Origin of the sequence: Treponema sp. UBA7567 (assembly GCF_002476655.1) — a bacterium.
Lineage (GTDB): Bacteria > Spirochaetota > Spirochaetia > Treponematales > Treponemataceae > Treponema_D.
The window spans coordinates 3,242-16,129 of sequence record NZ_DLLH01000072.1 but is presented as its reverse complement, the minus strand read 5'-3'; the positions used below and the strand labels follow the sequence as shown (position 1 = coordinate 16,129).

General features: G+C 39.5%; 10 protein-coding genes. 7 read left to right on the top strand and 3 right to left on the bottom strand.

All coding sequences use genetic code 11. The features are described from left to right. The first annotated feature begins 135 nt into the window (after positions 1 to 135). The gene (locus B3Y13_RS09075) at positions 136 to 480 is read left to right on the top strand and encodes a hypothetical protein (RefSeq protein ID WP_296694077.1); all 345 of its coding nucleotides are present in this window, start codon (positions 136 to 138) and stop codon (positions 478 to 480) included. 523 nt (positions 481 to 1,003) lie between these two features. Here B3Y13_RS09075 and ilvC read toward each other — a convergent pair. Next, positions 1,004 to 2,482 carry a ketol-acid reductoisomerase gene (ilvC, locus tag B3Y13_RS09070; protein WP_296694074.1) on the bottom strand — a complete coding sequence of 493 codons (1,479 nt, stop codon included), beginning with the start codon at positions 2,480 to 2,482 and terminating at the stop codon, positions 1,004 to 1,006. Positions 2,483 to 2,954: 472 nt separating this feature from the next. Then, entirely contained in the window at positions 2,955 to 4,415 is a 1,461-nt protein-coding gene (locus B3Y13_RS09065; protein WP_296668559.1) for an MATE family efflux transporter, read from the bottom strand. Positions 4,416 to 4,543: 128 nt separating this feature from the next. Here B3Y13_RS09065 and B3Y13_RS09060 point away from each other — a divergent pair, with 128 nt between their 5' ends. The 5 genes from B3Y13_RS09060 (at position 4,544) to B3Y13_RS09040 (ending at position 11,739) form a co-directional block, all read left to right on the top strand. Next, the gene (locus B3Y13_RS09060) at positions 4,544 to 6,085 is read left to right on the top strand and encodes a pallilysin-related adhesin (protein WP_296694071.1); all 1,542 of its coding nucleotides are present in this window, start codon (positions 4,544 to 4,546) and stop codon (positions 6,083 to 6,085) included. A 191-nt stretch (positions 6,086 to 6,276) separates the two neighbouring features. Further along, entirely contained in the window at positions 6,277 to 8,103 is a 1,827-nt protein-coding gene (locus tag B3Y13_RS09055; RefSeq protein ID WP_296694069.1) for an alanine--tRNA ligase, read from the top strand. A gap of 185 nt (positions 8,104 to 8,288) precedes the next feature. Continuing rightward, positions 8,289 to 9,368, top strand: a complete 1,080-nt coding sequence (locus B3Y13_RS09050) for a peptidyl-prolyl cis-trans isomerase (RefSeq protein ID WP_296024354.1) — start codon at positions 8,289 to 8,291, stop codon at positions 9,366 to 9,368. Between the two features lie 18 nt (positions 9,369 to 9,386). Continuing rightward, a complete protein-coding gene (gene nusB, locus B3Y13_RS09045; RefSeq protein WP_296024351.1) occupies positions 9,387 to 9,821 on the top strand; it encodes a transcription antitermination factor NusB in 435 nt (144 codons plus the stop codon). A gap of 124 nt (positions 9,822 to 9,945) precedes the next feature. Next, positions 9,946 to 11,739, top strand: a complete 1,794-nt coding sequence (locus B3Y13_RS09040) for a hypothetical protein (protein ID WP_296694067.1) — start codon at positions 9,946 to 9,948, stop codon at positions 11,737 to 11,739. 50 nt (positions 11,740 to 11,789) lie between these two features. Here the strand turns inward: B3Y13_RS09040 and B3Y13_RS09035 are convergent, their stop codons facing one another. After that, positions 11,790 to 12,062, bottom strand: a complete 273-nt coding sequence (locus tag B3Y13_RS09035; RefSeq protein ID WP_296024347.1) for a co-chaperone GroES — start codon at positions 12,060 to 12,062, stop codon at positions 11,790 to 11,792. 513 nt (positions 12,063 to 12,575) lie between these two features. Here B3Y13_RS09035 and B3Y13_RS09030 point away from each other — a divergent pair. Continuing rightward, positions 12,576 to 12,888 (top strand): sigma-70 family RNA polymerase sigma factor (locus tag B3Y13_RS09030; protein ID WP_296694065.1); only part of this gene is annotated, 313 nt, incomplete at its 3' end.

Genomic DNA, 12,888 nt, shown 5'->3' with positions numbered 1-12,888 from the left:
TGTGCTCCTGCCTTTTGTTGTCTTGCAGCTTTTTATGGGTGGAATTGACAAAAAACGGTATTGATTTGATAAATAAATCGACCGGTATAGCATAAATTGGAATAATAGATTAAAATTTTGTTCTTCGGAGGTAATATGAAAAAAACAGAAGTTTATAATTCAGATTATACAGAACTAAACCATGCTTATATTTTAATTTATGAAAGTTATCAGAAACTTGTGAAATGTAAAGACGCTGACAAAGAAGTTCTTTTTGTTATGGAAAGTATTTTGCGGGCTCTTAATCCAACCCTGGACCGAATTAAGTCTGAAATGACGGTTCAGACTCGCTTGAAGGACAAAAACTCTAAAAAAAATGAAAATACCGCAGAAAAAACTCAAATTAGAGCGGAAAAATCGGGTTTTGTTGTTGGTTCAATTTCGATGGTTGGCGATGATGAAGAAAATTCCGAAGATGATAGCGCATCTGAAAAAAAATGACAAAAATAAAGAAGTCGGATTTTTGGTCGGCTGTTTTTTTGAAAATTGCTTAGAAAAAAATGAATCAAATAAAAGAAGTTTTTGAGTCTATTGATTAAAGCTGTAATAATAAAAAGAAGCAGAAAATAACATTTTGGTTGCACTAGGTTATTTCCTGTATGCAAAAACAATTCAATTAACGTGCTAGGGCGAGTAGTTCTGAATTACAATGTCTTTGCATTTTGCATGGAAATTTTAAGATAAGAAAAACTTTTTATTTTTTTAATTTGTAAATTTCCGCGTTTTTAAGCTTTGCGTTAGGGGGTGTAGCAGCGGCGAAGCTGTTCTGAAGCGCAGCTTGCGGAGCGGAAGAATGAAGCGCTTTCGAGCGGAACTGCGAAACACCCGACCCGGCGTTTTGCGCCGGGAAACGCCCTGAATCTTGTTTGATTACAGAACTGGCTTCATTGCAGTCATACGGCACGGAAGGAAAATTCTTTTGGAACTTTCATTTGTTGCCCGTGCCTGCCAGTTTTGCAATGAATTACAAAACTGGTTTCATACTTGTCATGTAACTTCTAAGTTTGCGTCCGACAACTTCAATCGGGTGGTTGCGGATTTCTGCGTTTACTTCGACGAGCTGGGTGTTGTTCACGCTTGTGTCCTTGAGTTCAAGACCTTTTCCGATTACATCTGTGTGGATTTTCGGCATAAAGTCTTTTGCCATCATAGGAGCGGCAACGCGGCTGAACAAGTAACATCCGTATTCTGCTGTGTCTGAAATTACGCGGTTCATCTCGTAAAGACGTTTGCGGTCAATCAGGTTTGCGATGAGCGGAACTTCGTGCAAAGATTCGTAGTAAGCCGATTCAGGTTTGATTCCTGCGTCAACCATTGTCTCGAATGCAAGTTCGCAGCCGGCTTTTACCATTGCAACAAGCAAGATTCCCTTGTCGAAATATTCCTGCTCAGAGATTTCCTCTTTTGATTCTGGAGTTGACTCAAACGGAAGTTTTCCTGTTTCTTCGCGCCAGGTGAGCAAGTCGTGGTCTTTGTTTGCCCAGTCCTGCATCATTGTGCTTGAGAATTTTCCGCTGATGATGTCGTCCATGTGCTTCTGGTAAAGTGGAGTCAAAAGCTTCTTGATTTCTTTTGAAAGTTCGTTCGCGCGGATTTTTGCAGGGTTGGAAAGACGATCCATCATGTTTGTGATTCCGCCCCATTTCAAAGCTTCAGAAATTACGTTCCATCCGTGCATCAAAAGTTTTGTCGCATATTCAGGAGCGATTCCTTCGCTTACCATTTTGTCGTAGCAGACGATTGTTCCAGCCTGAAGCATACCGCACAAAATTGTCTGCTCGCCCATAAGGTCAGACTTTACTTCCGCAACAAAGCTAGACTCAAGAACGCCGGCCTTGCTTCCGCCCATTCCTACTGCCAAAGCCTTTGCGTAAGCCCAGCCTTTTCCTTCCGGGTCGTTTACAGGGTGAACCGCGATAAGGTCTGGAACTCCGAATCCTCTCTGGAACTCGTGCCAGACTTCCGTTCCCGGTCCCTTAGGCGCGCACATTACAACTGTGATGTCCGGGCGAATCTGCATTCCCTCTTCAATCATGTTGAATCCGTGAGAGTACCATAAAGCCGAGCCTTTCTTCATTCTCTTCATAACTTCTGTGATAACTGCTGTGTGCTGCTTGTCCGGAGTAAGGTTTCCAACAAGGTCAGCAGTTGGAATCAGTTCGTCGTAAGTTCCCACTTTGAATCCGTTTTCTGTCGCGTTTTTCCAAGACTGGCGTTTTTCAGCGATTGCAGATTCGCGCAAAGCGTAAGAAACATCAAGTCCAGAGTCGCGCAAGCAAAGTCCCTGGTTCAAGCCCTGAGCGCCACATCCTACGATTACGATTTTTTTGCCTTTGAGAGCGTTCACTCCGTCAGCGAATTCCTCTTTTGCCATTGAGCGGCAGTGTCCGAGCTGCAGGCGAGCCTCGCGCCACGGAATTGAATTGAAATAATTGTTTCCCATAAAAATCTCCTGTAAAAAGTCAGTGAGAACGTTTCAACTTTCGATTTGACTTTTTAGCATATTCGCAATGCAATGAGAATATGCAGTTTATAATGAAGTTTGCAACGCAAACTTATAAATAAAAACTTTGACGTTATTTTAGGCAAAGTTTTTATTAAATCTCCTGTTTTGCGCCGATTGAAAATTGACAAACGGCTAAATATTTTTTTTCGGGCGGTCCGGCAACAAGTTGCCGTCGGGCTATCCGTGGTTCCGCGCTAGCCGCGCTCCATTGCTTCACTTCGTTCCGCAACAAGCCACTTCTATCCCTACCGCTTTTGTAAAAATATAATTTATTCTACAAAAAAACTTAGTATTGCGTAAAGTGAAATAAAATAAATTGAATATTGCATTTTGTGCAATAATAAAAATACTTTATTTACAAAAAAAAAGACTGCCTTTTACGAACAGCCTTTATATTTACTTTTGTATTTTATTCGTTTGTTTGAGAAGAAATTGTTTTTTCTTCAGCTTTTAGGTCTTTAATCAAAAATAAAAACATTCCTACGGCAATTAAAACCGCAACTGCGTCGGCAAACGGCTGTGCAAAGATAATTCCGTTAAGTCCAAAAAGTTTTTGCATTATAAGAATTGCCGGTAAAAATACAAAACCCTGGCGGCTTACGGCAAGAACAAGCGACTGCAAGCCTTTTCCCATTCCCTGGAATGTAAAATTTAAAACGAACATAATTCCAATAAACGGTGCCGATGACATAAGTGCATAAATAATATCTACGCCTAACGCAACAACAGCCGGATCTTCCGAGAAAATATTTATGATTGGCTTTGCAAAAATTATATAAAGTACGGTAAGAGAAACTCCCAGCACAACATTTACCAAAATAGAAAAATTTACGATTTTTTTAACGCGAATAGAATTTTTTGCGCCGTAATTGTAGCCGATTAACGGAGCGATTCCTATTCCGAGTCCAAGCTGAATAAAAATTGTCAGCATGTTTGCCTTGAGCGCAACTCCCATTGCGGCAACAGGAATATCGCCATAAACTGCTGTACCATCGATAAATGTTCTTATAAACGGCAATAGTTTTTCTGATACGACAGGAACGCTGTAATACGAAGCTAGAAGGTTGTTTGTCAGAATTGAACTTAAACTCATCAAAATGTTTGTAAGGCTTGCAGGAAGTCCGATTGCAAGAACGCCGAGCAAAATTCCGTTTGAAATTTTAAAATATTTCGGGTTTATTGTGAGCGTTGAGTTTTTTGAAAGGACATGCGCAAGATAGATTACAATCGTAACGATGTTTGCAATTACAGTTGCAATTGCGGCTCCTTTTACACCGAGTCCAAGTCCTGGAATTCCTAAAAATGAGTCGAGAATAAAAATCGGATCGAGCACAATGTTTACGGCTGTTCCGGCAATTAGCCCGACCATTGAGTTTTGAGAAGCGCCTTCTCCGCGGATTATGTTTGTGTAGGCTGTCGAAATAACAATTGCAGGTCCGCCGTACGCAATATATTTTAAGTAATCGCGTGCAAACTGTGCTGTTGTCTGAGTTGTTCCAATCAATTTGAGAATTCTTTCCATATTGAAAAGAATTATGAATAGCCCTAGAAAACCTGTAAAAATTCCTGCGTAAAGACAAAATGAAGCAATGCTTTTTACTTTTTCGTAGTTTTTTTCGCCAAGCGCGCGGCTTATAAACGAAGAGCCGCCCATGCCGAAGATGTTTCCTGCTGCCATGAGAAACAGAAAAATCGGGGTTGCAACGTTTACCGCTGCAAACTGGCTAGGATCGCCTGTCTGACCGACAAAAAAAGCGTCAACCATGTTGTACAAAACAGTAACAATCATGCTGAGGACTGTAGGAAGCGCAAATTTAAAAACCGCCTTTGGAACCGGCGTGTGCTCAAAAATTTCAATATTTTTTATCATAGTACAGAAATTTTATAAAAAACAGAAAAAATGTCAATAAATAGTAATATATAGAAGAGTTTGTAACTATTTGCGAAGCGCTTTGTTTTATTGAGCGAAATTAACCGATTTGGTAAACTTTACTGATTATGAAAAAACTTATTCCAGTGATTTTTGTTATTGTTGCCGCAGGACTTGCATTTTTTTTTGTTGGAAAAAATCTTTTTATAAAAGACAATTCATATTCGCGTGCAAAAATTATAAAACCGGTTGTTGAAATAGAAAAGTCCGAAGAAGAAAATTTGGAAAATGAATACGAAGATTATGAGCAGACTTCGTTTATTGAACTTGCCAACGATGAAACTCTTCTGAACGTTGTTACGATGGATATTGACGATGACGGTTATGATGATCAGATAAATATTGTAAAAACATCAAGAAGCCCTTTTTTGGCACTTATTGTCGGTTTGTACAATCCTTCAACTTCTTCTTATGTCAGAGCAGCTTGGATTGCAACTACGGTAAGCCAGATTCGTACTTTTGCCTGTACTGCGCTAGACGTAATCGGAAACCACAAAAATTCGCTTGTTTATCAGGGAATTACGGACGAAGGTCATTCTGTTTTGTGTATTTTTAACGGAAGCCGCACTAAAAAAGGCGACTTTGTTTTGACAAAAATCGGAGACTTTGAGTCTGACGGAACGGTTTTTATTCAGCAGACAGAACGAAACGAAGCTTACGAGTTGAGCCAGACAAAGGCCGACAGTTTTCCTGTTTGGGTTTATGCTTCGGATTCGGCAGAAGACAGCGCCCGGCTTGACCAGATTCAGACAATGTACGATTGGAACGAAAAAGAAGGTGAGTATACTCAGGTTAAGCAGGTTCGTGTTACAGGAAACCGCATTGCCGCAAAAGAACTTGCGAGAATTCAGGATGGAACTGTCGCGACTTTTTCTAAATTTCTGGAAGGCTTGTGGTATAAGACCGAAAATTCAGGCGGAAACGTACGTTATATCTTTTTTGATCCTCAGACGCACGAGATTATTTTTCATTATCAAGACAGCGAAGAAGTGTATTCGTGGCTAAATGCAAAACTCCGCAGAAACGGAATGTATTTTACTTCGATAAACCAGTCAATCGAAAACCTTCAGAGGCGTTTTGATATTTCGCTTGTAAATGTCGATGAAATAAGAATTCGGATTCAGGATGATGTCCGGATGATTATCAGCGAAAGCACTCTCTGGGACGGAAATTATAAAAAAGTTTCGACAAAATTAAACCAAAAAACTGTTGCAGGCGAATCTGAAAAAGCGCTAAAAAGGCTTGTCGAAGGACCTGCATGGACTACTTCTGATGGAAAATATTTTGTTTTTGCAAACGATGTATATATAGTAGAGTCTGAGAAATTTACAGATAAAGGCCGTTTTGTCTTGAATAGTATTTCTGACACAAAATTGATGCAGTTTAGAAGCGACACCGACATAAAATTTTTTAACGGATATTATTCTGCAAGTTTTGGCAAAATTAAAAAAACTGAGAGAAATAAGCGCGGAAAAACAACAGAATTTGTTGTGGATGACAACGACACTGTAATTTTGCAGTCGGTTGATGTAACTCCGAATGGATTTTTTCAGAATGAAGTGCTTCCGTTGACATTCAAAAAAACTGAATTAAAAAAGACCGAAGAATAGAAAACTCGCAGATAAAAAGGCGTGTAAGAAAATCTTGAAAGAAGCGAAAATTTTAGCCCGGATTGCCGCGAAAAGACCGGACGAGCGGAGCGAAGGAGGACTTGCAGCAAAAGCCGGCCGCGGTAAGGCTTTGTGCTTCTAAAATTTAAGATATTGAAATTCTGCGGTCAAATCTATAGAATATTTTAATTATGACTGCAAACGAATTACGCTCAAAATATATTGAGTTCTTCAAATCTAAAAATCATGTTGAAATTTCTGGTCAGTCTTTGATTCCGGAAAATGACCCTTCTGTTTTATTCACAACTGCGGGAATGCATCCGCTTGTTCCTTATCTTCTTGGTGAAAAACATCCGGCGGGAACTCGTCTTACAGATTATCAGAAATGCGTGCGCACTGGCGATATTGACGAGGTTGGAGACCCGAGCCATCTTACTTTTTTTGAAATGCTTGGAAACTGGTCGCTTGGAGATTATTTTAAGAAAGATTCAATCGCTTTTTCATACGAATTTTTGACAAGCCCGAAATGGCTCGGTCTTGATCCAAGAAAAATTTCTGTTACGGTTTTTGCAGGCGATGAGAATGCTCCGCGCGATGAGGAGGCAGCCGACGCTTGGAAAGCGAATGGAATGCCGGAAGACAAAATCGCTTATCTTTCAGCGGAAGACAACTGGTGGGCGGCGGGTCCGACTGGTCCTTGCGGTCCGGACACTGAAATTTTCTACTGGGTTGGCGAAGGCTTGCCTCCAAAAGGAAGCAACAAGGGAACTGATTCTGCAAACTGGATGGAAATCTGGAACAACGTTTTTATGCAGTTCAACAGAATTGACGAGAAAACTCTTGAGCCGCTTCCAAAGAAAAATGTTGATACAGGAATGGGACTTGAGCGCACAAACTGCATCTTGCAAGGAAAAACTTCGGTTTATCAGACGGAAGTTTTTCAGCCGATTATCGCTGAAATCGAGAAGCTTTCAAATTATAAGTATGGAACAGACGAGGAGAAAGACCGTTCTGTGAGAATTATTGCAGACCACAGCCGCGCTTCTGTTTTCATCATTGGAGACCCGAGAGGTGTTTCTCCGTCAAATGTCGGCGCGGGATATGTTTTGCGCCGCTTGATTCGCCGCGCTGTCAGACACGGAATGAAGCTCGGAATCGAAAAGTCTTTCCTTGCTGAAATTGCTGAAACTGTAATTGAGAATTTCAAGGCGGCTTATCCTGAACTTGAGCAGAATTCTGCGAAAATCAAGCAGGAGCTTACAGCCGAGGAAGAGAAATTCCGCCAGACTTTGAAAAAAGGCGAGTCTGAGTTCCAGAAACTTCTCCCGAATTTGATGAAAAATCCTAAAAAAGTGATTTCAGGAAAAGTCGCTTATAATCTTTATGAAACTTACGGCTATCCTCTTGAGCTTACTCAGGAGCTTGGCGCGGAGCACGGCTTTACAGTCGATGTTGAAGGCTTCAAGGCTGCTGAAAAAAAGCATCAGGAAGCGTCAAAAACTTTGGATGCGGGAAAAGCGAAAGGCGGCTTGGCTGAGCAGTCAGATGTCGCGACAAAGTATCACACTGCAACTCACCTTTTGCAGCAGGCTTTGGTCAATGTCTTGGGAGACGAGGTTGCGCAGAAAGGCTCGAACATCAACAACGAGCGAATGAGATTTGACTTTACTTTCAGCCGCCCGATGACTAAGGAAGAAATTCAAAAAGTCGAGGACATTGTAAACGAGAAAATCAAGGAAGACTTGCCTGTAACAATGGAGATTATGACTCTTGACCAGGCAAAAAAAGAAGGCGCGCGCGCGCTTTTCTCTAACAAGTACGGCGAGCAGGTAAAAGTCTACACAATCGGACGCGACCCTAAAAACGACTGGTTCTCAAAGGAAGTTTGCGGCGGTCCTCATGTTCAGCACACTGCGCAGATTGGCGATTTCAAGATTGTAAAAGAGCAGTCTTCATCGGCAGGCGTAAGAAGAATCCGCGCGGTGATTTCTGGCGGGCTTCCGCTCGATCCTCAGTAAATTGCGCAAAAAAATAACAGCCTCTGAAAACGTCAATTTTTTTGGAGGTGATTTTTTATTTGAATGTAACTGGCTGTTTTGACAGTTGTTTATATTCGTTAAGTGTTTTTGGAACTTTTTAGTTTTTTCAAAAACCCTGCATGTTCTCGTTTTACAGAACAAAAAAGACAAGTTAAGGAAAGTTTATGAAACGTTTTGCACTTTGCGTATCTTTGATTTTAATGGCAGCCACAGGAGCCTTTGCTCAGACAGATTTACAGCCTCTTGCTACTGTAAAACTCAATAAATCAGAGACAATCACCTTAAAGCAGCTCAAGAATAGAGTTGAAATTTATGGAAAACAGAATGGAATTTCTTCTTTTACAGTTGATCAGAAAAAAGAAATTCTTAATGCGATGATTGATGAAAAATTGGTTGTACAGGCTGCGACAAAAGCAGGAATGGTTCTTACTGATTCTCAGGTTAATCAGTATTTTATGCAGAATGTAAGCCAGCAGTTTGGAAGAAACGTTACAGAAGCAGAATTTGAGGAAATAATAAAAAAACAGACAGGAAAATCTTTTGAGGATTACATGAAAAATACTGTAGGAATGGGAGTCGCTGAATACAAAACTTATTTGAAGAATCAGCTGATTGCCCAGCAGTATGTTTTGCAGCAAAAACAGGAAGAAATTCAAAAAGCTGCTCCGAGCGATGAAGAAATTCGTGCTTTTTATGAATTGAATAAGGCAAGTTTTGTTCAGAACGATATGCTTAAACTTTTCCTTGTGCTTTTTCCTAAAAACAATGATCCTGCTGCCGCAAAAACAAAGGCAGAAGCTATGTTGAAAGATTTTAAGGATAAAAAAATTACTACTGAAAAAATCAAGGCAAATGCAGCAAATTCAAAAGATTATCAGGGCGGAGATTTATTCATAAGCAAAACCGCTCAGCATGCTCAGCAGCTTGGCATTACATACAATGAACTTCTCGAGCTTTTTGGAAAAGAAAAAGGATATGTTTCTTCGCTTACAGAAACAGAAAACGACTTTCAATTTTATGCGGTTCGTGCAAAGTACAGTGCAAAAATGCTTGGTTTGAGCGATTTAGTTCAGCCGGAAACGACAATCACTGTCTATGATTATATAAAATCTAATCTTACACAACAGAAACAGAGCCAGGCAATGATTGCGGCAGTTCAAGACGTAACAAAAGCTCTTGATACTCCAGAAAATGTAGAAAGAAAGAAGACAGGTGCAGCTTTAGACAAGTTGCTTAATTGGTAATTTTACAGGAAAGATAAAGTGTCAAGAAGAAGAGGAAGAATTTTGGCTTTTCAGGGACTTTATTCCTGGGAAGTAGGCGGAATGCCTAAAGAAGATGTTCTTGAATTGTCTTGGGCGGATGGAGATTCTGAAAAAAATGCAGTTGATATGGAAACTGCAACTTTTGCAAGGGTTTTGATTGCCGGTGCGATTGAAAATCAGTCTCAGATTGATGAACGTATAAAAGAAAATCTTAAAGGCTGGGATTTTGCGCGTCTTAATAAGGTTACGCTTTCGATTTTGCGTATGAGCGTTTATTCTTTGCTTTTTCAGAAAGACGTTCCTGTTTCTATCGTAATTGACGAAGCGGTTGATATTGCAAAAGAATACGGACAGGATGATTCGTTTAAATTTATAAATGCGGTTTTGGACACTATTGGAAAATCCTGCAATTCTCAATCGTCAGAAAAATAATTTTGGTCTGCATATGAAGAAAAACTGGAAATTTTTGTCCAGCCGTAAGAATCTGGCAGTGATTTTTTTACTCACCGGATTCTTATTTTTTTCGTGTTCGCAGAGTTCAAATCAGTCGTCTTTTTTGTCTGCTCTTGATACTGTTGATTCTTTTATTCAACTTGGGCAGACTGACGATGCTTTAAAACTTTTAAAAAAAACTTCAAAATCAGCATACAGCGCTTACGCAAGAATTGGAATTTACCGGCGTTTTATGACGCTTGGAGAAAAAAAACTTGCAGAAAAGATACTTTCCGACAGTTTAAAGAAAATCCCCGGCAACAATGAGATTTCCGCGGTCTATTCTCATTTTTTGTTGCGAGAAGGGCGTTTCGACGAAGCTCTAAAAATTGGTTCCGTTTTGGAAGGCTCAGAATACGGTTCGATTTATGCGGAGGCGGTTTTAAAATCTCAAAAAGAAAAAAATCTTCTCTTGCCTCAGCTTTCCGGAATTTACGGCGACTGTTATTCTGCAACGGGAAACGAAAAATGGCTTGTAAACGCGGCGCTTCCGTTTTTAAAAGATGGAAACTATTCTGCGGCGGCCGCTTTGCAGAAATCGATTCAGAGTGATTTTAATTTGTTTTGGGCTAAGGTTCAGTTTGACGCAAAAAATTACGATTTGTGCGTTGAAAATTACGAAAATGCGCAGTTAAAAGGTTTTTCTGTTGAAAATTATGAACTGACAGATCTTGCAAGCGATGCTTTTTTTATGCTTGGAGATTACGATTCTGCAGAAAAAGAGCGCGAACGTTTGATTTTGCAGGCAAAAATTGAAAAAAATGCGAATGTTCCAGAACTTGTTTACGTAAATAGCGCGCTTTGGGCTTATAATGCTGCCCAATATTCAAGAGCATACGATTTATTGATGACAGTTATAATGCGTGATTCAAAAAATATTCCTGCCTTAATAACTTATGGAAAATTTGCTCGCGCGGATTCTGTATTGGAAAAGCAGGATTTGTTTGAACGGGAATTGAGAAAAACTTCCTTGCGCACATATTCGATGAAGCAGAAAGATGAGCGGCCGAAATTTTTGATAAGAGATGCAATTTTTAGAATTGAGAAAATGCTTGAATGGCAGAAAAAAAATGCGCAGACTTTGAGCGATGAGCTTTTGGTAGAAAAACTTTCTTTATGGCTGACTGAAAATTCTGATTTACCGCAAAAAAAAGTTGAAAGCGAAATATGGAAAAATCTCGAAATTAACGAAATTGAAAAAAATATGTATCCGCCGGCACTTTTGCATTTTGCCGTAAACGAATTCTTAAAGTTCGAAAAAAAAGAAGATGCCAGGCTTTTGTTCGAAAACTATTTGGACGCCCGCTATAAAATGAAAAAAACGGACTTGCAGGACGAAAAAGTTGAATATGATATTTTTGGCGGTGAAAAAACATATTCTGCTCCGCCAGTTCCTGATTTTGTAATAAGGGCGGCTTTTGGCGACAGGGCGGCGGATTATGCAAACACAATGGAAACTTGGGAAATTGAAACTGCCGCATATTTTGCCCTTCTTGACAATAATATTTCCGCCGCCCGCCGTCTGTACGAATATGCGCTTTTTGAAACAGGAGGCGCTCGAACGATTGAAGCTGACGGTCAGATTGTTTCTTTTAGCAGGCTTTGTGCTGTAAATTCGGCTGTTAATCTTGCTGTAATTTATGCTTCTGACGGTGAGTTAAAAAGAGCGCTGAATCTCTACGGACTTGCTTCTGGCAGAACTAAAGATAAAAAGTTAAAATCCAAAATTCTTTACAGAACCGCTCTTGTTCAAAACGATTTGCAGAATAAGGAAAGCGCAATTCTTTCGCTTGAATATGCCTTAAGCTTAAATCCAATGAATGCTGATGCAAGGCTTATGCTCAGAAAATTAAAATGACAAAAAAAAACGGTCATTGAGTTTTTCTCGAAATGACCGTCTATAACAAGTTATTCTACTACAGCGATGATGTCTGAGTTTTTAACGATTAAATAATCTTCGCCGTTCATTTTTACCTGAACACCTGAATATTTGTCGTACATTACACGGTCGCCCACTTTTACAGTGATTTTTTCTTTTTCTGTGCCAGGTCCAACAGCTTCTACTTTTGCAGTCTGTGTTTTTTCCTGGGCAGATTCTGGAAGAAGAATGCCTGATTTTGTTGTTGTTTCTGCTTTTTCTTCCTTGAGAAGAACTCTGTCCGCTAATGGTTTAAGTTTCATATATATAACCTCCAAATTTTTTTTAATCCTTGCTTTAAATATATAAATTTTGTCTCTTAATCGTCAACAAAAATCGTTTTAATTTGATTTTTTTTAATGCGTCAAAAAGACACAATGCTAAATTAAAAGCTTTTAACTGTATCAAAAAGAAACAATAAGAATTTTAAAAGAGGATTTTTTTACCCGAAAAATACGCCCCAGGGCCGGAAGGGAACGCAAGTTCGTCCGCAGGACCGAGGGTTACTGAGCCTGTAGGCACTGGTTTGAAGAAAAAAGAGAAGAGTAATCGGAAAAATTGCGTTTTTTAGCAAGATGTGGCGCCTAAAAAATAGTAAAAAGTTGGCACATTTCTTGCTAATATATAAGTGTAAAAAAATTAAAAATAAACATCGTTTCGGCGATTTTAATGTTGCATGATAAAAATTACAGTTTGCTCAAGCGTTGCTTTCTAAAACTGTGATTCTCGTCATCCGTGGCTCACCGCTAACGCGAAATTTTTAGAGGAGACATTTTATGACAAATTACGATGAAAACCTGGGAATTTATTTGAAAGAAATAAACAAAATTCCGCTCTTGAATCATGAAGAAGAAACAGAACTGGCAATTAAGGCTAAAAATGGCGATAAGGCTGCAAAAGATAAAATTATAAATGCGAATCTTCGGTTTGTCATAAATGTTGCAAAAAAATACCAGAATCGTGGACTGGAACTTGGCGATTTAGTCAGTGAAGGAAATATTGGTCTTTTGACTGCGATTGAAAAATTTGACGTTACAAAAGGTTATCACTTTATTTCATATGCTGTTTGGTGGATTCGTCAGACAATTT